At 30.8% G+C, this 22,120-nt stretch carries 34 protein-coding genes; all 34 read right to left on the bottom strand.

The window, feature by feature from the left end; genetic code table 11:
• Positions 1–48: 48 nt before the first annotated feature.
• Positions 49–234: a hypothetical protein gene (locus Q0617_RS07485; RefSeq protein ID WP_298752054.1), complete on the bottom strand. Its 186-nt coding sequence runs from the start codon at positions 232–234 to the stop codon at positions 49–51.
• Positions 231–488, bottom strand: a complete 258-nt coding sequence (locus tag Q0617_RS07480; protein WP_298752052.1) for a hypothetical protein — start codon at positions 486–488, stop codon at positions 231–233. Before Q0617_RS07480 ends, Q0617_RS07485 begins: the two co-directional genes overlap by 4 nt.
• Before the next feature lie 2 nt (positions 489–490).
• Entirely contained in the window at positions 491–814 is a 324-nt protein-coding gene (locus Q0617_RS07475; protein WP_298752050.1) for a hypothetical protein, read from the bottom strand.
• The gene (regA, locus tag Q0617_RS07470) at positions 811–1,428 is read right to left on the bottom strand and encodes a translational repressor RegA (RefSeq protein ID WP_298752048.1); all 618 of its coding nucleotides are present in this window, start codon (positions 1,426–1,428) and stop codon (positions 811–813) included. Before regA ends, Q0617_RS07475 begins: the two co-directional genes overlap by 4 nt.
• Complete coding sequence (locus tag Q0617_RS07465) at positions 1,428–1,610, bottom strand: hypothetical protein (protein ID WP_298752046.1); 183 nt, start codon at positions 1,608–1,610, stop codon at positions 1,428–1,430. Before Q0617_RS07465 ends, regA begins: the two co-directional genes overlap by 1 nt.
• The gene (locus tag Q0617_RS07460) at positions 1,603–1,974 is read right to left on the bottom strand and encodes a DNA polymerase clamp loader subunit A (protein ID WP_298752044.1); all 372 of its coding nucleotides are present in this window, start codon (positions 1,972–1,974) and stop codon (positions 1,603–1,605) included. Before Q0617_RS07460 ends, Q0617_RS07465 begins: the two co-directional genes overlap by 8 nt.
• A 2-nt stretch (positions 1,975–1,976) precedes the next feature.
• Positions 1,977–2,939 (bottom strand): AAA family ATPase, encoded by a 963-nt coding sequence (locus tag Q0617_RS07455; protein ID WP_298752042.1) that lies wholly within the window; start codon positions 2,937–2,939, stop codon positions 1,977–1,979.
• Between the two features lie 2 nt (positions 2,940–2,941).
• Entirely contained in the window at positions 2,942–3,610 is a 669-nt protein-coding gene (locus tag Q0617_RS07450; RefSeq protein ID WP_298752039.1) for a hypothetical protein, read from the bottom strand.
• Between the two features lie 66 nt (positions 3,611–3,676).
• Complete coding sequence (locus tag Q0617_RS07445; RefSeq protein WP_298752037.1) at positions 3,677–4,504, bottom strand: MBL fold metallo-hydrolase; 828 nt, start codon at positions 4,502–4,504, stop codon at positions 3,677–3,679.
• A gap of 243 nt (positions 4,505–4,747) precedes the next feature.
• Positions 4,748–5,194 carry a hypothetical protein gene (locus tag Q0617_RS07440; RefSeq protein WP_298752035.1) on the bottom strand — a complete coding sequence of 149 codons (447 nt, stop codon included), beginning with the start codon at positions 5,192–5,194 and terminating at the stop codon, positions 4,748–4,750.
• Positions 5,194–5,514 carry a hypothetical protein gene (locus Q0617_RS07435; RefSeq protein WP_298752033.1) on the bottom strand — a complete coding sequence of 107 codons (321 nt, stop codon included), beginning with the start codon at positions 5,512–5,514 and terminating at the stop codon, positions 5,194–5,196. Before Q0617_RS07435 ends, Q0617_RS07440 begins: the two co-directional genes overlap by 1 nt.
• A gap of 32 nt (positions 5,515–5,546) precedes the next feature.
• A complete protein-coding gene (locus tag Q0617_RS07430) occupies positions 5,547–5,753 on the bottom strand; it encodes a hypothetical protein (protein WP_298752031.1) in 207 nt (68 codons plus the stop codon).
• Positions 5,722–6,177, bottom strand: a complete 456-nt coding sequence (locus tag Q0617_RS07425) for a hypothetical protein (RefSeq protein ID WP_298752029.1) — start codon at positions 6,175–6,177, stop codon at positions 5,722–5,724. Before Q0617_RS07425 ends, Q0617_RS07430 begins: the two co-directional genes overlap by 32 nt.
• A 175-nt stretch (positions 6,178–6,352) precedes the next feature.
• Entirely contained in the window at positions 6,353–6,955 is a 603-nt protein-coding gene (locus tag Q0617_RS07420; RefSeq protein ID WP_298752027.1) for a hypothetical protein, read from the bottom strand.
• A gap of 131 nt (positions 6,956–7,086) precedes the next feature.
• Positions 7,087–8,241, bottom strand: coding sequence for a hypothetical protein (locus tag Q0617_RS07415; RefSeq protein ID WP_298752025.1), 1,155 nt, complete (start codon positions 8,239–8,241; stop codon positions 7,087–7,089).
• Positions 8,242–8,251: 10 nt separating this feature from the next.
• Positions 8,252–8,539 carry a hypothetical protein gene (locus Q0617_RS07410; RefSeq protein WP_298752023.1) on the bottom strand — a complete coding sequence of 96 codons (288 nt, stop codon included), beginning with the start codon at positions 8,537–8,539 and terminating at the stop codon, positions 8,252–8,254.
• The gene (locus tag Q0617_RS07405) at positions 8,526–9,836 is read right to left on the bottom strand and encodes a DNA gyrase subunit A (RefSeq protein WP_298752020.1); all 1,311 of its coding nucleotides are present in this window, start codon (positions 9,834–9,836) and stop codon (positions 8,526–8,528) included. Before Q0617_RS07405 ends, Q0617_RS07410 begins: the two co-directional genes overlap by 14 nt.
• Positions 9,837–9,845: 9 nt before the next feature.
• Positions 9,846–10,298, bottom strand: a complete 453-nt coding sequence (locus Q0617_RS07400) for a nucleoside 2-deoxyribosyltransferase (protein WP_298752018.1) — start codon at positions 10,296–10,298, stop codon at positions 9,846–9,848.
• A 101-nt stretch (positions 10,299–10,399) separates the two neighbouring features.
• Complete coding sequence (locus tag Q0617_RS07395) at positions 10,400–12,697, bottom strand: adenosylcobalamin-dependent ribonucleoside-diphosphate reductase (RefSeq protein WP_298752016.1); 2,298 nt, start codon at positions 12,695–12,697, stop codon at positions 10,400–10,402.
• On the bottom strand, positions 12,691–12,909 hold the full coding sequence (locus Q0617_RS07390) for a hypothetical protein (RefSeq protein WP_298752015.1): 219 nt from the start codon (positions 12,907–12,909) through the stop codon (positions 12,691–12,693). Before Q0617_RS07390 ends, Q0617_RS07395 begins: the two co-directional genes overlap by 7 nt.
• Positions 12,910–12,933: 24 nt before the next feature.
• Entirely contained in the window at positions 12,934–14,769 is a 1,836-nt protein-coding gene (locus tag Q0617_RS07385) for a toprim domain-containing protein (RefSeq protein ID WP_298752013.1), read from the bottom strand.
• A 167-nt stretch (positions 14,770–14,936) separates the two neighbouring features.
• Positions 14,937–15,143 (bottom strand): hypothetical protein, encoded by a 207-nt coding sequence (locus Q0617_RS07380; protein WP_298752011.1) that lies wholly within the window; start codon positions 15,141–15,143, stop codon positions 14,937–14,939.
• Complete coding sequence (locus Q0617_RS07375; RefSeq protein WP_298752009.1) at positions 15,130–16,188, bottom strand: hypothetical protein; 1,059 nt, start codon at positions 16,186–16,188, stop codon at positions 15,130–15,132. The genes Q0617_RS07380 and Q0617_RS07375 overlap by 14 nt, the downstream gene beginning before the upstream one ends.
• A complete protein-coding gene (locus tag Q0617_RS07370; RefSeq protein WP_298752007.1) occupies positions 16,188–16,775 on the bottom strand; it encodes a hypothetical protein in 588 nt (195 codons plus the stop codon). Before Q0617_RS07370 ends, Q0617_RS07375 begins: the two co-directional genes overlap by 1 nt.
• A gap of 23 nt (positions 16,776–16,798) precedes the next feature.
• Complete coding sequence (locus tag Q0617_RS07365; RefSeq protein ID WP_298752004.1) at positions 16,799–16,984, bottom strand: hypothetical protein; 186 nt, start codon at positions 16,982–16,984, stop codon at positions 16,799–16,801.
• A gap of 2 nt (positions 16,985–16,986) precedes the next feature.
• Positions 16,987–17,229, bottom strand: a complete 243-nt coding sequence (locus Q0617_RS07360) for a hypothetical protein (RefSeq protein ID WP_298752002.1) — start codon at positions 17,227–17,229, stop codon at positions 16,987–16,989.
• Positions 17,222–17,446 carry a hypothetical protein gene (locus Q0617_RS07355; RefSeq protein WP_298752000.1) on the bottom strand — a complete coding sequence of 75 codons (225 nt, stop codon included), beginning with the start codon at positions 17,444–17,446 and terminating at the stop codon, positions 17,222–17,224. The genes Q0617_RS07360 and Q0617_RS07355 overlap by 8 nt, the downstream gene beginning before the upstream one ends.
• A 5-nt stretch (positions 17,447–17,451) precedes the next feature.
• Positions 17,452–18,591: an AAA family ATPase gene (locus tag Q0617_RS07350; RefSeq protein WP_298751998.1), complete on the bottom strand. Its 1,140-nt coding sequence runs from the start codon at positions 18,589–18,591 to the stop codon at positions 17,452–17,454.
• 234 nt (positions 18,592–18,825) lie between these two features.
• Entirely contained in the window at positions 18,826–19,056 is a 231-nt protein-coding gene (locus Q0617_RS07345) for a hypothetical protein (RefSeq protein WP_298751996.1), read from the bottom strand.
• Entirely contained in the window at positions 19,053–20,096 is a 1,044-nt protein-coding gene (locus Q0617_RS07340; RefSeq protein WP_298751994.1) for an RNA ligase, read from the bottom strand. Before Q0617_RS07340 ends, Q0617_RS07345 begins: the two co-directional genes overlap by 4 nt.
• Positions 20,097–20,521: 425 nt before the next feature.
• Positions 20,522–20,935 carry a hypothetical protein gene (locus Q0617_RS07335; RefSeq protein ID WP_298751992.1) on the bottom strand — a complete coding sequence of 138 codons (414 nt, stop codon included), beginning with the start codon at positions 20,933–20,935 and terminating at the stop codon, positions 20,522–20,524.
• Positions 20,936–20,950: 15 nt separating this feature from the next.
• Complete coding sequence (locus Q0617_RS07330; RefSeq protein ID WP_298751991.1) at positions 20,951–21,160, bottom strand: hypothetical protein; 210 nt, start codon at positions 21,158–21,160, stop codon at positions 20,951–20,953.
• 12 nt (positions 21,161–21,172) lie between these two features.
• Complete coding sequence (locus tag Q0617_RS07325; protein WP_298751988.1) at positions 21,173–21,871, bottom strand: hypothetical protein; 699 nt, start codon at positions 21,869–21,871, stop codon at positions 21,173–21,175.
• A gap of 39 nt (positions 21,872–21,910) precedes the next feature.
• The gene (locus Q0617_RS07320; RefSeq protein ID WP_298751985.1) at positions 21,911–22,111 is read right to left on the bottom strand and encodes a hypothetical protein; all 201 of its coding nucleotides are present in this window, start codon (positions 22,109–22,111) and stop codon (positions 21,911–21,913) included.
• Positions 22,112–22,120: the final 9 nt, after the last annotated feature.

The raw sequence follows: 22,120 nt of genomic DNA, 5'->3' as shown, positions 1-22,120 counted from the left end.
TTGTTTCTAGTTTGTCAAGGATTTTATTCACATAATCATTATAACTCTTTATGCTATATTGCAACTTTTCATTATCTTTTTAAGCTCATCTCTTAACTTTTTCAAATCATCTGATGTTATATCATATGGATTTTGAAATATATACTTGAAATCGAACTTGAATGTATTAATCTTTAATTCTTTTTGAGTTATAGCATCAAATAATTTATGTCTTTGACTATCAGATAGAATCATTTTTGAATCCTAATTCTAGCTATTTTATAATATTTAAAAAGTGGATATCTTGGTTTCTCAGTACCAACCCATTCACAAAGACCCACAATCAGAAAAGGTCTTTTAGACCACCATTGGATTTTTCTAAGGATTGGATTAGTGTAAATTAGTAATTTAGACCTAAGTGAAAAACTACCATTTTCCCAATTTTTTCTCATATGTCTGTTTTTACACATTAGTTTATATCTTATAGTATTAATTTTACGTTTAATCATAACTATACTCTAAAAACATTCATATTGCATATTTGTCTTTTTGAACCATGTTCAGGTTCATAATAAACTCCAAATGCATTTATTATAATAGCATCATAATAACATATAGAAATTTCATGTGGTTCATCATCATGTAAAACCTTTTTAATCATATGTTTGCTATTCAATATAGACATACATTTTTTAACATCATCAGATTCAATCATTTTAAAGATTTCTTCCAACTCTGAAACGATTCCACAACTATCACATGTAAACAGACTATCAAAAATGGGTTTGCCTTTATCATATTCATTTAAAATTCCTTGAACTACATCATCCATCATTTAACCTCCAATATAAGTCTAATATAGTCTAAATTTTGTCCTATATATTTAAAATTATACTTTGTTTGGTCTTCTAACCAGTGAATATGATATTCAATAGCATAATCATCAAAACCTCTGAGTAATGGCTGTTCTTGCACGATACCATTACAAAGTTTTTCATGCCTTTTAAAATATTCAGCATAGTTAAAAGTTTCTTTAAACTCTTCAGGTGCGTCAACAAATTCAAATATACCACACACCCAAGTTTTCTTAATCTTACCTATATTATATCTATGTCTAATATCATATTTCTCTTTGTCAGAGTGTTTGATAAAGTCTATATGTGCTTTTTTATTATACGTGACCTTTTGTTCATCTTTTAACATATTCCATTCATGGAGTAATACAAGCGTGTTATTACGCCTAATCAGGTCATCTTCAGTTAGCTCCATATAAACACCATCAATTAAGTGCATCTCTTTCCAATGCACAAGATAATATTCGCCCTTTTTATAGAGTATATAACATTCTGGCTGAAGATAGAACTCATGCCAATTTCTATACCCTATCCTTTCAAGTGTTTCTCTAACAATACGAAATGAATTTGGTTTTATCTTAATTCCATATTCCATTATTCACCGTCTACAATGGTCATATACTGAAGTGGGAAAGATTCCATAAAAAGTTCATCCCCATTTTCATCAATGAGCATTCCATTATCATTCATTTTAATATATTCACCATCACCCCAATCCGAGCTTTTCAGTTTTTTACCCGCTAATAGAGCTTCAAAAATATCTCTATAATTATTCATGTTTAAGTCCTCCTGTATTCATAATTTCATAAATCTCAATCAATTGTTCCTCTGTAAACATCTCTGCATAATCTCTTGCTTCAACATCATCAATGTCATAATATTCTTTTAGCATCTCAATCCATTTATCTGTTTCTTTTTCATCTTTAATATACTTAAAGAATCGCCTTTTCTTTGGCATTGCATGTAAATAGAATTGATATTGTGCTTCAACTGGCATATCTGGACACTGATTCATCAAGTTTGCTAAAATCATTGTGTCTGGTAACATTGATACAAATCTGTTAATCATAAAAGCATTATACTTTTTCATATCAACATTACCAGTTTTAAATTCAGATATATCCTTCAGTATATCAAACATTGTTAATCACCATTTATTAATAGTATGACATCCATTATAAAAGCAGTCAAGTTAATCTGTATATCCGCTGAAAACTTTGACTTATATGAATGTTCTTCAATCATAAGAGCCATTTGTGGTATAAACTCAGGTTTAACATTCTTGTGAAATGTTTCAAATACATATGAAAAGAACGTATCCGCATCACCATATTGCATCACAAATTTTCTAATCTTAGGATAGTTTACACCGTTTTTAACAGCATCATTGATTAGATTATATGTCTCACTCCCGTCAATGATTTTACTTCTAACAACATCATAATCACCCAGAATACCTTGCTTATTCAGCTTTTGAGCTTCAATAAGTATCTTTCTCATATCTGGGAAGTATGTAGCCATAAGATGTTTACACACATCTTTATTACAAGGTGCGTTTTCACTTTCAAGTATCTTTACAAACCTAGCATAAAACTGTTTAGCAAGTTTAACTTTGTCATCCTTTGACAATGAGAATTCGATATCTTCAGTTCTGCTAATAACTGGTTCTGGTAATTTGTCCTTATGATTTGTTATACATATAAAATCAGTTGTAGAAGAAAACTCTTCCATGAATGATTTTAAACCATCCATTGTGTTAGGAGAAAGCCTATCCATTTCATCCAATATCACAACTTTTTTATCATGTTCAAGACTCATACTATATGCAAAATCTTGAATATCCGTTCTAAGGACATCTATACCTGTTTTAACGCTACAATTGATATAAAGAGTGTCATACTCCAAAGTATCAGCTAACACGAATGCAAAGCTTGTTTTACCAATCCCAGCCCTACCATTTAGGAGTATGCTACCAATGTTTTCACTTTCAATAATATTTTTAGCATACTCTTTAAGGTTATCTGGAATGATTAGTTCATCAACTGTTTTAGGTCTATATTTATGAATCCATCCTTTGTCATCATAAAACCTTCTTAACAGACTCATGATTATACCTTGAATCTAGGAACTTTGTAAACCAGTGGAATATCTTTGTGAATCAGCTTCATATATTTGCTTGTTACCTCACATTTATATGTACCATTGATAATTTTAAATACCTCTGGTGCTGTTGTGAAATCACATTCACCGTCAAAATCACCCACAATATCAAATTTGATATTATCGTTTTTACCATCTGCATATGCTCTGATAATACCTTTACCATCTTTAATATTGATGTTAACTTTTTTAAGTTTCATTACACTAGAAATTTTCATCATTTCTTTGATTTGAGACTCTTCAAAAACAAATGTTGCAATGACATCCGCTTTATGTTTCTTGATGTTCTCACTAGGTTTGACTTCATTGGTCTTTCTATCTCTAAGAAAGTTGATAAGTCTGGAATCACTGTAATAATATCTTATAGATGATTTTGTTGCTGTGTTTGTAATAACAACACTATCTTCCAGATATTCTACACCATCACCCATTTTAATAAGTCCAAGAAATTCTTTGAGATTGTAAAATGCCATAAACGGGAAATTTTCTTCATGGTCATAAGCACCAAAAATTTTATCATCAGCATGACCAGTTTTAAGTGTGTTTGGTTCATCCACTATCATTGAGTTGTTGATATCTGCAAAATTTTCAAATATCATCTGAGTCGTTTTATCCATTAATATACCTCCATCATTTTATATATTTCTATCATATTATATCTGTTAATTCAATTAACTTTTTGTTTATACTGTAAAAGTATCACCTTTTTTAACTATACCAGCAAATCCAGCTTCTTTAACAAATGTATTCATTGCATCATCAATATCTTTGTTGGTTAGATTGTGATGGTACAGATACATTTTTGATTTGATGTCATCTGGTAATTGTTTGAGTTCATGATATTGAGCATGAACAGAACCTTCATAATTAGCAAACTCACAATCATAGAAAACCGTGTCTACTTGTTGCATAATGTTTAACATCTGTTCAGTTGGATATTTAGCATCACCAGAAATAAACACATTCTCAAGAAGTAATGAGAATGAAAACGCATAAGATTTAATATCTTGTGCAAGTTTGTTATGGGTATTAACCTTTGTCGTATATTCTAAATGATTATTTGGGATAAATCTCACACCACCCAAACTTTTATAAATGTCAAAATATTCTTTAATGGTGACTTTTGATTTGTTTAGAATTTCCAACCCACCTTTAAGGGTGGTTTCCCAAAGTTCACTTAAAGCTTCTGATGGATAGCCACCAGCTCTTCTTTCACCATAAAACAGGTGTAACTTTTCATCTCTGTTCACCATAAACTTATTATAGAATGCGAGCCATTCAAGACCACCTACATGGTCTGCGTGTTGATGTGTGATTGCAATACCATCAATATCTTCTGGTTTAATACCAGCTTCAGCAAGTGAAAACTGTATATGTGTTCCAGCATCAATTAACAGTTTATAACCATTATCAAATGTTACCACCATATTTGAATGATAATTGACATCTGGTGAAACAAGCCCGCCACCAGAACCTAAAAATTTAATTTCCATATTATAAACCTCCTTCATAATTATATACCCATAATATAACTTATCTAATTATATTTGTCAATAAGAAAAACAAAACCCCTTTCAGGGCTGACGTACTTTATCAGTGTACCGCTGTTTGAAAGGGGAATAACTTTCATAATAACTAATCATTACTTAAATATCAATTTAAGCTGTCTGAAGCATTACGACACTCTTCTTAGGTTTTTTCTTTTGCTACGCTGGCAATGTTCCTATACATTCCTTTTGTCCACTTATCAGTTATTATGTTCTAATCCTTGTTGTTTGTCTCTTTCCTGTACTTGTCTTACCTATCTTTGAAAGTCTCTTAGCCTTTTTCTGATATTTTTTGTAAGAAGTTGTCTTTCTATATCGCTTTTGTTGAAGCTTAATTTTGTTTTTATGCTTACGATATTCTTTTTTACGTTGTATCCAATCTTTTCTGGATATACGATTTTTACGAGGCGCAACAGCTTCTTCCATGTCCTCTTCATCATCTTCTTCACCGTCAACAACATCCAGATAATCACCGAGACCATCCATTATTTCATAATACATATCCTGTTGCTCTTCAGGTAAATTAGTTTCATCAAGGTCAGACATGAATTCATATATAAGCATGTGAAGTTCATCAGCATAATCTTCAGGGCTTATATCAGAACCTTCATCAGACATTTCAAGAAATAGATTCTTAAAATCTGTGATTTTCATTAGTCCATCTCTTCTTCTTTATCTTTCATACCTTCACCATCTTCATCGTCTTCTTCATCTTCCATATCTTTTTCTTCTGAAACAGTTCCATCCATACCAGATTGAAGTTTGTCAGCGAAATCCATGTTAGACATTGTTACCATTGAACCAGTTTGAGTGTTTTTAAGTACAACACCAGCATCAGTGATAGAATCAATAATCATTTTTACTGTTTGACCATCAACATTCATAAGAACGCTGTTACCAATATAAAAAACTTGTCCTTTAGCAACAACTGAACTCATATTAGCTTCTTTAATAATATCTCTTACTTTCTTCATTAAAATAATTCTCCTTAAAATAATTCTTTTTATTATTTATCTTTTTGATAGTTTCTAAACCTTCTTTTCTTGCTATATTTTTTAGAGTCTGCTTTAACATATTTCTTACGTCCGTAATGTTTTACAACTTCATGGTCATATGCATCATGCACAACATTTTTAGTTGCAATCTCAGTAAGCAATTCTTTTGGTAAAGCCATTTTACCATCAATCAAAATAATAGCACGTTTTTTGTCCATTTTCGTCTTCTCTCAATTCAATTTCACTCTTTTTGATAGAGTCAATTTTAGATTGTATATTCTTTGTTCTAGCTGGGAAAATCATCCCCATATCATACCCATTAAAATGACATCCCGTGATATAAATAAATTTAGCATCACCATAGTAAATTCCACAGGCATCATTATCTTCTTTACCACATTCGAAAATTGAATTCTCTGCTTTAATGATAGAATTATTATCACAATGAAGTGCATTTCCACCATTAGTATTGATTGAATCATTCTCAACCTGTAATACAGAATTATAAGGTATTATACCTTTGCAATTAACATAACTATTGAAAATACATAGTTTTGAATCATGTTCAGTAATAACATCATCAATGTCAATTTTACATTCATCAAAAACCACTTTGGCATTTTCAAGTTTCATACCATCCAACGCAATGACCTCAACATCATAAAATGATTTAAATGTGTTCTTAATTTTACCGTTCAGGATAAACCCATAATTGAGTTTGTAATGCCAAATAAGACACATAATCCCTACCACCATTAATACATCCATAAAATTCATAAAACCTCCTTAAAAATTGAGGGGTGTTAACCCCTCATAATTATTTCTTTAAACATTTCTCACAAGTAACTGGATAGTCATCTGGAAGCACATAGAGTGCCGACTCAATCATGGTATCAAGAAACTTCTGAGAACCACAACTTATGCTGACTATGTATTCTATAGAACCATCATCCATTGTACAAACATATCCACTTCCTTTGTGAGTTTTAGAACCATACATTCCAACAGCAACTTTGAATTTACTAGCAACTTGTTTGAGTATCACTCTTTTATCTCTAACAATGTGTGGTGTTACCCTGTATTCTGCGAGTGGGTCAACTTTAGGTCTCTTTGTTGTCACTGGTATGTTTTTGATTTCTTCATTAACCTGACCATATTCTTCAGCAATTGCTTTCATAGCTTTACCAGCTTCAACAATAGGCTCATACGAGATTTCTTTTATCATCTTTTCTATACGCTTGATATAAGAATTAGTTGTGTGAAGTGCTGGTGATGTGTAATAGACATCCTGTATTATATCATTAAACTGAAGCTCTTCAGGTAATTCAAAACTTCTAAGAACATTTCTATGTTCTCTCATCTCTTTTTCGAATGCTCTGTTGTACTTGTCTTTAAGCTCTTTAATTTCAGATTTCAGCATAGTCAAACCTCATATTTATTAATTAGCCTTACATAATAAAGATAATACACTTTATATATGTTGTCAAGCCTTAAAATGAAAAAAGTGGGAATAAATCCCACTTTTAAAATTCATCCACTCCACCCATAACATCAATCCCCCATGTTAAGCATCTGTGTATTAAATATAATTCTACCTATTTCACCATAATTTGAATTGTATAAAATCGCTTTAACTTCACCATACCCTCTGTATCCTTGACTAGCCGACCAACTATCATTTGGTGTCAAATTTTTATGGTGTTCAACAACACAAATAGGACTCTCAAACGTTTTATTAGTATGCTCATGTCCAAAGTGAAAATATCTAAACTTTGACTCACTGAAATACTCTTGATTATCAAATGCAAATGTTTCACCAGCCCTATTAGCTTTCAACATATGACCATGTGTAAAACCAAGTATAACTTTACCAACTCTGTGATATTGTTGCATTGCTGGTGATTCATGAACAATCAGTCTATCTTCTTTATTAAACCAAGCTGATATATATGATTGTAAATAGATGTTAGCATATTCTGAGTGATTACCAGCAACAGAATAGAAATGAACCTTTTCATATTTCTTAAGTAGTTTATCACATAGTCTTACCATGCATTTAAAAGCCGTTTTAACCGTTTTATGATGACGGCTATCTGTATCAAGGGCATGACCACTACGACTTCTGTTTTCATCGTTAGAACTATGTAAGAAGTCTCCTAAATCACATATAACACACTCTTGTGCGTTTGGTGATGTTTCAATGAGATAGTTTGTAGCCTTTTCAAACCACTCTTCAGCAATTTTTAAATCATAATCTTGACCTGTTTCTTCAGCATGTGCAAGCATACCCCAATGTGAGTCTGCTATTGGAAAGAATACTGTCAAATCTTTATTAGCTGGTTCTTTAAATTCATATGGAATGGGTTCATAAATACCTTCAGCTTCTTGTATAAGCTCTTTAATAGCTTTTTGAACCTTCTGATGGAGTATATCTTTGTTGATGTCTGTTTTAACCCATTCAAGAACCTTTTGACCATCTTTATAAAGAGTTGATTTAGCCTTTACAAAATGACCATCTTCTTCAGCCTGTTCAGAATACTCTTTAGCTTCGATTGCGGATTTTGCTCTTCTAATATCTCTTTGAATTGTGGTTAATGCACAATCATAATCTTCTGATAATTGGATTATTGCATCTTGTGGGCATATACCACTGTCAAGCAATTCAATATAATCTTCATATACACTTTCATATTTTCTTTTATTCATTTATCCCTCATTAAATATAAATCAAAAAATAATCGTTTTTAAACTGTTCATATAGTTCATTCATTTTATCCATTATGTTCACAATAGATTTTTTCATTGGTGTTCCTTGATTGTAAAAACAATGCCCACCATTCAGTTCAAATAGATATGTGGTGTCAATGAGTATGCTTTGATTGCCAACGAGTATATCGTCTTTATCTCTCGCATCTTCAAAAACAACATCAATATACCTTTTAAACATTTTATAATCTTTCTTATCTACAGTAACATGAACCAATGAATACTTATTGTATGCCATTTAACTTCTCCAAAAGTATATTTAAATCAGCCAGATACAAATCAGTTGCATCAACTTCTTTATAATATTTATACTCTTTTCGAAGTTCAGTTTTATCCTTTTTGATTTTTGCTATGTATGTTTTATTAAGTCTACTAATTGATAACCCCATAACAAAATCAATCTGGTCTTCATTCATACCACAAGATTTATAATGTGACCTGATTTGTTTGTCAGTCATATTAATAAAATCAGATGGTATGTTTTCAATACCCAGCATATGCGTGTCAAGTCTATCAATCTTTTCCTGAATGACTTTTAACATATATTCTATGCGCTTATAGTATATCTGAATTCTAAAATCAACAAAGTCTCTAATCAAATCTTCAACACAATTGTATACTTTGATTTCCCCATTCTCATCAATAACAGTAATATTTTCATTCACGTTAGCTGATAATTTGAGTTTGTCATATATATTAAAATCGGTATCAGCAAGAGTAGCTCTTTTGACTTTAATAGTTATATCCCATTTATCATCTGAATTATCTGTGAAATCTTCTATTTCTTTTTTGTTGACAAGTTTATAAAGATATTCAATATACTGTTCTCTGGTTATACCGATTGGTAATTCTGTTACTCTGATTGTTGTTGTGTTGATAATTTCACATTCTCCATAGCAGGTATACTTATCAATATCACCTTTGAAATCATTATAATATGGTTTGAGAGGTTCTTTGTATCTCACACCCGTTAAATCATCTTGAATATACTTTATGATGTCTTTAGGATTATAGTTTGATATGTTTGTTGCAAATCCAACAGCAATACCTTTAGCACCATTCACAAGAACCATTGGAATAATCGGATAATAATGTTTTGGTTCTGGGTTCTCAATATTATCAGACTGTTCTAGTATAGCATTATCCAGATATATATAATCCATAAACTTATTATACTTTGAAAATATATATCGTGGTGATGCATAACCATTAGGAATGATTTGAGAACCAAAACTACCCTTACCAATGAAGTAAGGTATATTGTTTGAACCACAAAAATCTTGTGTCATCTTTGTTAAAGCTTCTGAAACTGATGTACCACCATGTTCATAATTAGCCTTGTCAATAACTTTACCAGACACCGATTCAATCTTTGTAAAATCATGAATACTTCTCATCACATAAAATATCTTTCTCTGAACAGGTTTAAACCCATCAATCATAGATGGAATTGCTCTATGATATATCACGTGATTGCAATACTCTTTGTAGTCATTATCAATTATTTCCGTAATTGATTTGTTTTCAGCTAGCATATTATAACCTTATACTTCAAATATTCTTGGGTCAAAATCATTATAATCTTTAATAACCATGAAAGCCTTTGTTGCTATAAATGGATGTTTTTCAATGACTTCTTTATTTGATGTTATGACTACAAATGGTTTACCAGCTTTAATACACATACCCATTTCAAGTAATGTTCCAATACACGGATAACCATCATTCATAGCTTCAATATTGAATACACATACATCAGATTTTTCAATAGCATAATTATCAGATTCAAAAATCATTGTGTTTGTCACTGGAATCCTTTTAGCATGAAGTTCTTTATGTTTGTCACATGGGTCAAGAAATTTATAATCAACGCCACCCCAAACAAATTTAATACGACTTCTCCATTCAACATCTTCCTTATAAAACTCAAGTTCATCTGGTTTCATAAAATCTTTATTAGGGTTTCGCATAGCACCACCCAAATAAAATGTTATCATATAATATCCTCCTTATAAAACTTATATCAAAAATATAAGGTGTAGCTTATATTTAATTTTTATAGTCTACACCTTATAAAAATATATGTCAATAGTAAATATTAACTACACTTACTATGACCACATTCATAACATATGTCACACCCACCCTGTTTAGAGTAAGCTTGCTTACCACATGATGGACATATTTCATACACAGTTTCTTCCTTTTCCTCTTCAGAATCATCAGATTCATCTATAATAGGATATTGTTTAAGCACCCTATGAAGTATATTACCAAGATGAAACATTGCGTAAGAAGACTTTTTAAGCTGTTTCATAACCTCTTCTAAATCAATGCTATATCTAAGACAAAGTGATATAAGTCTACAAATCGTGTGCCAGTATGACATTCTTTCCATAAATATATCTTGTCTCCACTCATCACTATTCATATCAAGGAAACCAGCCTCATAAGGAAGTTGACTGAATATTTCAAGCGGATATCCTTCCTCATCCAACACAACATTGATATAAACCTTAATACCCTTCCATATAACAATATGTCTTTTAGCATCTTCAAGGTCAAACAGTTCTTTTTCAACTGGTATATGTGTTAAAACACCTTCTTCTGGTTTAGATTGTTCAGGTTTATCACCATCAATTGATAGAATTGGTGAAAGTGAACATTTATCCCTATAACATGTAACACCTTTAAGACCACTCATCCACGCAGTCATGTAAATATCCTTAAAAGCACCAATACTGATATTCTCAGGGCAATTGATAGTTTTAGAAATAGCTGTATCAACATATTTCTGACAAATCGCTTGCATCTTTACATGGTCTAATGGATTTATTTCATGTGCTGTTTCAAAATAATCAGGGACTTCATTTGTTTCACCAAACATATCTGTATATTCTTTCCAAGCATAATTTTTAACCTTTTCTGGAATGAATTCACCATTATCCTGACGAATCTTTCTCTCAAATTCAAGCCCGAAAATAGGCTCTATACCTGAACTACAGTTATTAAGAAATAGACTCATTGTTCCAGTTGGTGCGATTGAAAGTACACGACTGTTTCTAAGACCATTCTCTTTAATCATTTCAATAGTTTCATCTAACAGAACACCACTTTGCACAAAACCATTATTTAAAAATTCATCAACATCAAACAGTTCAAAACTACCTTTATCACGTGCTATTTTACTTGACTTTTGATATGCAATGTTAACCATGTTAAACATGACACCTTCGACTAGATTTCTTGCTTCTTGTGATGAATATCTTAGTTTCATTTTTGCAAGCATATCACCAAGACCTGTTATACCAAGACCTATCTGTCTTTTGTTTTTAGTCTCTTCGTATTGTTCTGATAATGGATACCAATTTTTATCAAGTATATTATCAAGCCCTTCTACCATCATTTCAATCACTTTAGACATCTCAATATAATCAATATATGAGTCATCCGAAAATGGATTCTTTACAAATTTTGAAAGGTTTATAGAACCTAGATTACAACTTCCATATGGGTAAAGTGGTTGTTCACCACAAGGATTAGTTGTATCAATCCATTCACCAGTATAAGCAAGTGTATTCATTTCATTCACTGTATCAATAAAAATTAATGCTGGTTCTGCATAGTTATAATTTGATAGAGAAATTTTATCGAATATTTCTCTCGCTTTCATTGTTCCATATGATTTAATTGGAAGTCCTCTATCTCTCCATTCTTTGATATTACCACCGAGTTTACCAAATACCCATTGTTCTTTATACTCAGGACATGTAACATCAGGAAATATAAATTCCCAATCTTTATCATTATCAACAGCATCCATAAATTCATCTGATGCAAGAATTGAAAGATTGAAATTTTTTAAACTTCCATCTCTTTTACATTCAATAAATCTAAGAATATCAGGGTGATAGATAGATAATGTTGCCATCATTGCACCACGCCTTGAACCACCGCTAATTATAGTTCCACACATTGCATCAAAGATGTACATAAATGAAACAGCACCAGAAGACTTTCCACCAGTTGTAGTAAGTATTGCGTCTGTTGGTCTAAGAATTGAGAAACTCATTCCAATACCACCACCAGCTTTAAGAATCAATGCGCCTTCAGAAACACAGTCCATAATAGATTGCATTGAATCTGCTTTAATTGATATTGTAAAACAGTTTGAAAGTGTTGTAAAACCTTTACCAGTTCCAAGCGCATACATGATGCGCCCACCAAATGCTGATTCATGATTAGCAAGTGTTTGTTCTATACCATCAACATCAACACCGTTACCAAGTCTTTGATAAAACCCCGCTTCTGTTTCTTTATAATAATCATTTCCTCTATGTTCTTTAAATTGATATTTTTTATCAAATATTTCTTTGGATATGTTTTGTTCTAGCACTTAAATTTACCCCCCTTACCATAACCATTCTTATAACTAAATCCATTAATCTTAAATTCTGATTTGTTATCTCTCCAATCACGTTCAATATTAGCACCACATTCAGGGCACTTTTCAGACTCCATAATAGTTTCTAATTGTGAGTGGGTACAAATATACTCTTTAGTATATTCACATTCTTTGTTTGCACATTTAACGTCATATGCTGGCATAATCCCTCCTATATAATAAAAATTTTATTCGTATAAAACACTATCACCAAGTAACCATGATTTTCTTGATTCTGCATCTTTACCAAAGGCTAATTCTAATGAGTATTGACTAAGATTGTCAATACTTACTTTTATGTATTTTGGATTGTGCATAATATCATAGTATTGGTCTTTTGACAATGAGCCAAGACCTTTGTTATATTCTAAAATCTTGATAACATTTGATTTATCATTCATATACTCTTGATAAGTATAATATGTTTTTTCTCCGTTAACAGTATCAGCTATTATCAACGGACTAAGTATTATATTTATCTTTCCCTGCTCAAACAAATCAGTCCAATATTTATAAAAGAAATTGAGTAATTGAGCAATGATACTTTGACCATCAATATCAGCATCACAAAGGATATTGATTTGTCCATACCTACATGAACTAATATCTGGGTCTGTTAATCTCAATCCCATAATGGATAATAGATTTTGAATCTCTTTATTCTTAATAATATCAGTATCACCTTTTTTAAGGACATTCATAAACTTTCCTCTAAGTGGGAAAATTGCATGGTGTTCTTTATCTCTAACTGATAATGCTCTGGATACAGCCGAATCACCTTCAGATATAAACAGTGAACAATCTTCTCTAAACTTTGAATTTGCTTCAACGAGTTTTGGGACTTCAACTTTTTGTATAGAGTTTTCCTTTTTAGCAAGCTCTTTTCTCTTTTTAAGCTCTTCTTTAACCCTATAAGCATCTATAATATTGTTCTTATATTCTTTAAATACAGATAGCTTATCGACTATCTCACAGCCAAAATAAACATCACCTATGTATGTTCCAAGACCATTAAAATCATTCAAATATTCTTTAGTCTGTGAATCAAATCTTGGTGCGATAACATTATTCATAACATATATCACAAATGTTTTATTCTTAATATCAGCTGGTTTGATTTCTTTATACTTCTTACCAAAGACTTCTCTCAGGTCATCAGATAATTTCGCCATAAGATAATGTATATGGATGCCACCACGCTTACATTCAATACCATTGACAAATGATACTGACTGAAATTCATCAGTTGGTAATATAGCTAATTTTGAATCTTCAGTTTCAAATATTTTGAAATCATTTCCATACATTTTAACATAGTCTTTAAAGGTTTTAGTCTGTAATTTCTTACCATTGTATGTAAATGTAATTTGTGGATAGCAAGCGGATAAATCAAGTATACGCTTGTATATAAGATTTATATGAACACCATCAAGTTCATCTATTCCAAAAAATTTATAGTCTGGAACGAATGATACTTTGGTGTATTTCTTACGAGATTTTTTAATATCATATGTCATGTTTGAAAGATTATCAGAGCATGATAATATGGTACGTTCTTTTCCATTGGATGTATCAACATCAAATGATTTTGAAAAGATATTAACAAGGCTAACACCTTCACCATTTTGACCAATTGAACTTGAATCATCATCAAATTTTGAACCCGCTCTAAGTGATGTAAAAGCCACAACAGACATCGGAAGTCCAGTTTTAGGTTCTATATCGGTTTTTAGACCACATCCATTATCTGTAATGATGATTTCAAAATTATCATCAACAGTCACATCAATTTTATTAGCATACTCAAAATTAGTTTTGATTGCAACGTCAACTGAGTTTGAAATAACTTCATCAAACAGTTTAATCAATGCTGGTATATATTCCACGTTTTGAAATGTGAAATAATCATCCCCCATGTTATAATACCAGATGTCTTGGTCTGTTAGTGTTGTAACACCAATATAACGAGATGAACGTTTCAGGACATGTTCTAAATCTGACAAAACTTGTATATCATCTAACAATTATCTTACCTCTCTTTATATATTTTTCATATTTATATCACTTATAAATATGTTTGTCAAATAAAAATGTTTCACCCCATAAAAAATATCATACAATGTATAATATAAGGAATAGGGTGAAACGTGAATCAAATATTTATGCAATTTGCGTTATTCAATCTGCATAATTAATCTTCCATCATCTGAATACATCCCTGACAGTCATTACAGATAAAGTCATTTAGGTATTTTGAAAACCTTTCATCATCTATTTCAAATGGTTCTTCACCATGTTCCATACAATAAGGTTTACCACATATATTACAATGATGAATAATTTCAGATGAACCACAATAATAACATTCAGTCATCTGTAAATTTTTAATCTTCCCCATCAGAATCATCCTCATAAATTTCTTCAGGATTGATATATCGTTTCTCAAATACAGAATCAATTATTTTGATTACCTCATGATGGTCAATTCCAAATCTGTCTTCACCCTTTCTTGCATATTCCATCATAGCATCAATAAAAGGTTTCATATACAGAACATCAACACCCACAAGCTGTTCATACATAGTCTTAATATCATAAAGGTCAAGTCTATCTATTTGGTAGACCATTTTAAGGATTTCACCCACATTAATAAACCATCCTCTTTTGATAAATTTTCTCATTCTGAAAAGACTTGCAATTGGGAATTTTGAACCCGTATACTTAAGTTCTTTATTAAGTACACATTTAAGTGATTCAATGTTAATTACTACACCAGTTGAATAAGTCCAATACATTTTAGTATGCTGATAATCATAGTTTGAAATAATTATTTCAGGATTTCCATAAAACCTAAGTATAAGCTGTATATCGTTTTCAAGTGATATAGCATTATCAGTTATACAAACAGGTTTGTATGGTTTATCAGTCATATTCTTATTATATTTTACCTTTGTAATACCTGATGATGGTGTAAAACATTTGACCTGATATCTAACATCTTTAAAAGGTTCTGCTGTGTACTGTAGTGGAAGGTCAAAATCACTGAGTTCATGATAGTTACATCCATAAAACATATGCACACCTTCATCATAATCATTATCAACAGACCATTTAATATCTTTATCATTCTCAGAATCATAAATCATTACTCTAAGGTCATTTTTATCACCATAATTGTTTGTATGGTCTCTGAATTTATTTCTTGCCGATGATTTGGTTATAGCATAGTTGCAATAATAATTAGCAACATCAATTAACACGTTAATATCTTTGAAATAAATATCATAATCATTGACTTCTTCATCCAGTAACATTGATGTAATACATCCACCAGATACAACAATATTATCCAGAATTCTAGTTCTAAGAGTTTTATCTTCAATAGATTTAATCCAACTTTGAACCTTATAATAAATCCTTTTATCTATTTGTTTCTGTATCATTAGATTCCCCCATGTTTAATTGCTCTGGATATTACAGCACCAGATTCATCTTTCTTTTCTTTAATATAAGCATCTGGTATGTGTGTGACTGCTTCAGCAACAGAATAGCTTCCATCTGGATTTCTTTGTTGTGTTGTCACCTGAACAACAACCGATGTCTGTAACATACCTTCAACTTGCATAGCCTTTGTTGATTTCATCCACCCTTCATTCTCAGACGATGCTTTAGAAATAAGTTTAAATGTATCACCATCACCCCAGAACTGAATGTCCTTTACATTCTTTTTAGCACCATTGCTATCAGTATTAGCAAGTGATTTAGTTGTTTTTGGTTCTTCATCTTCAACAAAATCATATGTTTTAAGAAATATTTCTTCCTTACACGGATAAAATTCACCATTAACACCTTTAATAATATAATCACCTACATCAGCTTTCATAACACCCTCAAGTGTTTTAATTAAAAGACAATCTCCATCTGGTGTAGAATTATATGTACAATTTTCAACACCAATAAATGATACTATGGATGGTGAACCCGTCCATTGCATAGCCTCTACTTCAACAGGTTTCTTTCTTACTTTCATAACACCCTCCCTTTTACTAAGAATTATTTCAATACTCTGTTTAACACTGGATGTTGGGAAAAATTTGTTATTACTTCTTTAACCCTGTATTCAGTTCCAGTATATGTGACAATTTCACCCCTATTTGGGATAAACTCAACCTCTTCACCATTCATTATAAATAATCCGTGTTTTGTTGTACCCTTCTCTTCAATAAAACTAATTTTCATACTTATACCTCCTTAAATGTTTCATTAATATGATTCTTTATATCATCTTTTATTATATCTGTCAATTTTTCAACTATATAATCTTTATATTCATTGATATCAAATTCATCTGGGTTATTACCAATACATTCAATGCCTTCTCTGATGAAATCTTTTATACCATAAATGTTTGAATCTATTTTACAAGCAAATTCAAACTCATCATCTATAAAATTGTCAATATCTGTTATAATGTCTTTATTCATTTGAATCCTCTTTAAATTCTATCTTTATATAACCTTCAATGTCATAAGCACAATAATAATCTCTATTCATTATATCACCCGTTGACCAATCGCCAACTTCAGCACCGTTACATTCATAATCAGGCATTTCATAATTCATATATTTTATATCGCCACGATATATAACCATATATTCACCAGATTCTTTTGGTCTACAACCTTTGTTAAATTTTATCATATCTATCACCATATAAAATTGATGAAATCATATTCATTGTCATATGGTATTTGGAAACTTGACAGCATATTGTAATAAACATTTTCTGGAATCGTTTTACCAGTTGTTCTACTTCTTACAGTATTTCTGTCTTTTATAACACTCAAAGGGGTCATAAAAACATGCATAACTCTACCATATTTCAATGGAAATTTGTTAAACTTCTTCTGTCTAGTTTTGAAACTGAGATTTGTTTCATCAATGATAACATTTTTAGCATCTGTGATATACTCTCTGTAAAGTTCTTCACATCTTTCATTAACTGCATCATGGTCAACACTATCCCATATTACATTATAACTTGGAACTTCCATATAACCATCTTTAACAATCATGTGATTATTGTCTATATAATAATCTCTCATAATATTATCTCTGGCATGGACTGTGTATTCATAATGTTTCACAAAATCTTCTGTGTATGTTGATTTACCAGAACATGGAAGACCAACATTCATAATTACAAGATTCTTGTATGCATGAATATTCTTATCTTTCGTTTCTTCAGCAGTATTAAAATGTGAAAAAATATACTCTTCGTATACATCATGAGCAATTTCCATAGGCGCATCTGTGATACGTCCGTAATGGTCATATTCAGCAAACTTCACAATTTTTCTAAGAGTGGATTCAGACTTATAAAACTTTTCATAAACCTTTCTACCCGTTTTCTTCTTATTATCACTGCTATTAAACTGATAAATCAAGTGATGATTATTAATAATTCTAAGAACTTCAATAATCTGTGAACGACTCAAATTAAACACATCAAGTTTGATATATTCAATACAAGCTATTGTACTGTAATTCCAGTGATTCTTAAACATTGCTCTTTCTTTATCATCAATCAATTCTTTAGTAAAACATTTACCATAGTCATGAAAGAGTCCAGCAATAACAAGTTCAATTGGCGCATTATCCTGAAGTGCGTTATTCACGACCATCATTGTATGTGTAAATATATCACATTCCAAATGATGTTTATTCACTTTCCAATCTTTATAACTGTAGTATGTGTGGTCAACATCTTTAAGTTGTCTCACATATTCAAACCCTTCGTCAGAGTTCAAAAAATCCTCTATAATTTCATAATTGCTTCTATTCATATTTTAACCTCTCCTTATAGTATTATTAAACTATAACAACATCAAATTATTTTGTCAATGATTAATTACTGTATATGCTCTATCAACATTACAACTTTCAATCCGTTTACCCTTTTTATCATACCCTCTATAGTATATCAGATTATTCTTAATATTAATTCCTTTGACCTTGAACACCTTATTAGTAAAAACATCTTTCAGCATATCATCAAATACAAACATTAGAACACCTCCTTAATCTATAAATTTCATAGCCGTATAAACATATTTTCCATCATACCATCTTTTTTCAAGCTCATATCTAACGGTAACTTTCTCAAACCAACGTGTTTCAGATTTAGTATTATCCCAATATTCCACAATAGTAACAGGAAAAAAGGCAAAAAATGTTTTATCAATTATTTTTGCACTATAAACATTAGGATTGTCAAATGGGTCTTTTTCAGTATTTAATTTCAATCTCATGACAACCACAATTCCTTGTCACTTTTATATACTCTTCTAAGCATTTTAAAAATACCTGATGTAATATCCATTCCTTTTCTATAGCTGAATATCAATCCTGTATATTCTATACCCATATCCTTAATTAGTAAAGCAAATTTTTTGTCATCTGTAACAATATCTGGATATGTCTCACAGATACCCTCATAGACATTCTTAATCTGTTTATAAGTCTTATGGAATCTATCCTGAATCACTGAAACTTTTGTTTTATATTCATTATATTCATCATACATTTCAAGTGATTTATAAATAGATACAATATCATCAACTGAACCACTTTCAACACTGTCAAAAACATTCTTAAACAGGATATTTGATTTAAGTCTATGTCTTACAAGATACCACTTTGTTTTAATCTTAAGAATATCCCTAACTTCACCATCAATATAGTGATATAGTACATATCCCTCAATACCTTCTCTTTCTCTCGTTTCTTCAATAAAAGAATCAAGTTTACTCAGTTTGAATGTTGGATTGTTGAATTGAACGCCATATGTACCATCAATTGTATTTCTACAAGCAAGAAGTTTAAGTTCCTCTTTTCTATAGTTTATCACAATTCTATTATCTGGTGAAATATATTCAAACATTGGAGTCATACCACAATTAAAATATGATTTAATATGACTGATTAGTTTTTGACCATCATCGGTGTTATCAATATATTTTTGAGCATTCTTAGCAACATCTGAATAGAACGATTTCTTTGACCTGAGTTTAACGTTTCCATTAACCATAATAGGATATATCAAAGAACCGTCTAACTTGTCACAGGGAAGAAAATAGCCGTCCTCATACTGTCTTAATGTGTTTATATGAGTGTATTCATTTTCATTGATATTAAAAAACTTGTGAAATGGTCTTGCAACACATTCACCCTTATCATTGAAAACAATCCCTCTGAATTCTCTTGCAAGGTCTGAATCAAATGTATCCTCAAATGCCACATTATAGAAAAATGAATAGAATGTTTCACCATCCACAATTTCAGTTTTCATACAGAATTCATCCTTTTCTTCAGATAATTTTTTAAAGTCTTCAAACGTATATTCTTTATCTTTAATTTTTATCATTTATATCCTCTCATCAGCTTTTTTAAATAAACTTCATATTTTTCGACTTCACTGAATATTATTTTCCATAGAAGTTCGTGTTTCTCTTTTGGCAGTTCATCATATTTGGAACAAATACCATATTTGTGAACCTTATGTACGTTTGGAGAATACCACATAACATCCCTGAATACTATTGCTGAATATCTTTCGGATGGACATTTGCATTGAACTAACCCTTCTTTATAGGATAAATGTTTACATTCAAAGCATTGTAATTTAGTTGCATCTGAAAGTGGGTTGTGTGGAATAAGACTTCTCACATAATTTATTTTTCAATTAGTTCTTCTTTAGTCATTGTAATACCTCTTTTACACGAATTTAATTATTTTTTCTTTTACAATCTTCAGGACGTTAGGTTTAATTATTTTTCTATCGTTAAGATATGAAAAACTGACAATAATCTTTCCTTCAGAATCATATATAGTGAAGCTATTAAACCAACCATACCATTTATTAACATTCCAATATTTTATAGCTTGACCATTTGAAAAAACACATATTCTCTCATAATTACCATTATCTTCTGGTTTTAAAATTGCTATGATATCATTTTGAGTGAAAAGAAGTTTTAACACTAATGATATATCATAATCAATAGGTGTTGTATCACCCCAAGCTCCATAAGGATTTATACCTTTCTGTTCTGTTACATATCTCATACATTGCTTATAAAACTTTGCTCTTCTGTTATTCATGAAAAATTTGTAAATTGCTCTAAACATATTAATACCTCTTCACTAAATTCTTTTATTTCTTTTATACTTAAACCACTCGTTCAAGTCTTTATTATATCTATATTCTATACTATCAGCCTTGAATGATATATAACAAAGATTTAATCTTATCATTTCTTTGATTGAAAGTTTTTTCAAATGGTCTATATCACTGGCTTCAATGAATTCAGTTATTCCGTTTGTTCTACCCTCTATAGTAACCAAAGTATTCATTATAATTACCTCTTAATTAGTTTCTTTTTGTTGTTCATAGAATTCAGAGCCTAGCACATCTTTAACAGCCTGTCTGATTTCTCTCATGTTTACACAAGTCCAATCGTTTCCACTGATAGAAATTTCATCAGGGATAATAATCCCTCTACTTTCTGCGAACACTGTGAAAAGATACCAACTTGCAGGAGTGTCTTCAATCTTAAGTACAAGTTTTCTTTTCCACTCTTCAGGAGTACCATCAAATGGTTCATCCTTAAGAATAACGCTGTATTCATTACCTTTATTGTCAATAGCTTTTACATCAAGTTTGATAACTCTCTGGACTTCTTTTTTCTGGTATGAATCACGATAGTCAGCAACAAGTCTTGATTCATCTTCAGCTATCCAAGCATCAATAACTTTATCAAAGTCTGTTCCATATCTTTCATCAAATGAAGAATATTTTGTGCGGGATATTGTCACGCTGTCATTCTTTTCAGTAACTACAAAAGGATTGTCAACAGCAGGAGCATCCCAACCCTTTACAATAATCATATAAGGTTGAAAAGTTTCTACCCATCTATAAGCAGTTCTTTTTCTTTTTGGTTTTGCAATAACGAATGGTGCGCTGTTGTATTGTGCATACTTCATGCGACCGTGTTCAACAAGATTTGCTTCAATCTTTTTAACGCTTCCGAAAAATTCATCTTTTTTGTAAATAGTAACTTTCATAATGTAACCTCTTTGAATTGATAATTAATCTTAATATATTTAATAGTCTATGTCAACACATTTTTGCCCAGTTTCCCATTCTATAATTGTAAGGTTTGTTTCCTCATCATCAGAAAACTCATCTAGCATTTTTATAAAACTAGATTTTTCTATCACAGTTGCATAATCTTGTATGCACAGTGTACCGTAAAGCTTACCTTTGATTTTTTTAACTTCAGCTTTCAATTCTTTAGCTTTCATAATGTAACC

The organism is uncultured Arcobacter sp. (genome assembly GCF_937982575.1).
Taxonomy (GTDB): domain Bacteria; phylum Campylobacterota; class Campylobacteria; order Campylobacterales; family Arcobacteraceae; genus Arcobacter.
Note: the sequence above shows the minus strand (reverse complement) of the source record. Positions and strands in the feature narration are given on the sequence as shown.

Coding starts and splice junctions, on each gene's coding strand:
- Q0617_RS07485 (WP_298752054.1), bottom strand. CDS start 234: ATGATTCTATCTGATAGTCAAAGACATAAATTATTTGATGCTATAACT.
- Q0617_RS07480 (WP_298752052.1), bottom strand. CDS start 488: ATGATTAAACGTAAAATTAATACTATAAGATATAAACTAATGTGTAAA.
- Q0617_RS07475 (WP_298752050.1), bottom strand. CDS start 814: ATGATGGATGATGTAGTTCAAGGAATTTTAAATGAATATGATAAAGGC.
- regA (WP_298752048.1), bottom strand. CDS start 1,428: ATGGAATATGGAATTAAGATAAAACCAAATTCATTTCGTATTGTTAGA.
- Q0617_RS07465 (WP_298752046.1), bottom strand. CDS start 1,610: ATGAATAATTATAGAGATATTTTTGAAGCTCTATTAGCGGGTAAAAAA.
- Q0617_RS07460 (WP_298752044.1), bottom strand. CDS start 1,974: ATGTTTGATATACTGAAGGATATATCTGAATTTAAAACTGGTAATGTT.
- Q0617_RS07455 (WP_298752042.1), bottom strand. CDS start 2,939: ATGAGTCTGTTAAGAAGGTTTTATGATGACAAAGGATGGATTCATAAA.
- Q0617_RS07450 (WP_298752039.1), bottom strand. CDS start 3,610: ATGGATAAAACGACTCAGATGATATTTGAAAATTTTGCAGATATCAAC.
- Q0617_RS07445 (WP_298752037.1), bottom strand. CDS start 4,504: ATGAAGGAGGTTTATAATATGGAAATTAAATTTTTAGGTTCTGGTGGC.
- Q0617_RS07440 (WP_298752035.1), bottom strand. CDS start 5,194: ATGAAAATCACAGATTTTAAGAATCTATTTCTTGAAATGTCTGATGAA.
- Q0617_RS07435 (WP_298752033.1), bottom strand. CDS start 5,514: ATGAAGAAAGTAAGAGATATTATTAAAGAAGCTAATATGAGTTCAGTT.
- Q0617_RS07430 (WP_298752031.1), bottom strand. CDS start 5,753: ATGGACAAAAAACGTGCTATTATTTTGATTGATGGTAAAATGGCTTTA.
- Q0617_RS07420 (WP_298752027.1), bottom strand. CDS start 6,955: ATGCTGAAATCTGAAATTAAAGAGCTTAAAGACAAGTACAACAGAGCA.
- Q0617_RS07415 (WP_298752025.1), bottom strand. CDS start 8,241: ATGAATAAAAGAAAATATGAAAGTGTATATGAAGATTATATTGAATTG.
- Q0617_RS07410 (WP_298752023.1), bottom strand. CDS start 8,539: ATGGCATACAATAAGTATTCATTGGTTCATGTTACTGTAGATAAGAAA.
- Q0617_RS07405 (WP_298752020.1), bottom strand. CDS start 9,836: ATGCTAGCTGAAAACAAATCAATTACGGAAATAATTGATAATGACTAC.
- Q0617_RS07400 (WP_298752018.1), bottom strand. CDS start 10,298: ATGATAACATTTTATTTGGGTGGTGCTATGCGAAACCCTAATAAAGAT.
- Q0617_RS07390 (WP_298752015.1), bottom strand. CDS start 12,909: ATGCCAGCATATGACGTTAAATGTGCAAACAAAGAATGTGAATATACT.
- Q0617_RS07380 (WP_298752011.1), bottom strand. CDS start 15,143: ATGGGGAAGATTAAAAATTTACAGATGACTGAATGTTATTATTGTGGT.
- Q0617_RS07375 (WP_298752009.1), bottom strand. CDS start 16,188: ATGATACAGAAACAAATAGATAAAAGGATTTATTATAAGGTTCAAAGT.
- Q0617_RS07370 (WP_298752007.1), bottom strand. CDS start 16,775: ATGAAAGTAAGAAAGAAACCTGTTGAAGTAGAGGCTATGCAATGGACG.
- Q0617_RS07365 (WP_298752004.1), bottom strand. CDS start 16,984: ATGAAAATTAGTTTTATTGAAGAGAAGGGTACAACAAAACACGGATTA.
- Q0617_RS07360 (WP_298752002.1), bottom strand. CDS start 17,229: ATGAATAAAGACATTATAACAGATATTGACAATTTTATAGATGATGAG.
- Q0617_RS07355 (WP_298752000.1), bottom strand. CDS start 17,446: ATGATAAAATTTAACAAAGGTTGTAGACCAAAAGAATCTGGTGAATAT.
- Q0617_RS07350 (WP_298751998.1), bottom strand. CDS start 18,591: ATGAATAGAAGCAATTATGAAATTATAGAGGATTTTTTGAACTCTGAC.
- Q0617_RS07345 (WP_298751996.1), bottom strand. CDS start 19,056: ATGAGATTGAAATTAAATACTGAAAAAGACCCATTTGACAATCCTAAT.
- Q0617_RS07340 (WP_298751994.1), bottom strand. CDS start 20,096: ATGAAAACTGAAATTGTGGATGGTGAAACATTCTATTCATTTTTCTAT.
- Q0617_RS07335 (WP_298751992.1), bottom strand. CDS start 20,935: ATGTTTAGAGCAATTTACAAATTTTTCATGAATAACAGAAGAGCAAAG.
- Q0617_RS07330 (WP_298751991.1), bottom strand. CDS start 21,160: ATGAATACTTTGGTTACTATAGAGGGTAGAACAAACGGAATAACTGAA.
- Q0617_RS07325 (WP_298751988.1), bottom strand. CDS start 21,871: ATGAAAGTTACTATTTACAAAAAAGATGAATTTTTCGGAAGCGTTAAA.
- Q0617_RS07320 (WP_298751985.1), bottom strand. CDS start 22,111: ATGAAAGCTAAAGAATTGAAAGCTGAAGTTAAAAAAATCAAAGGTAAG.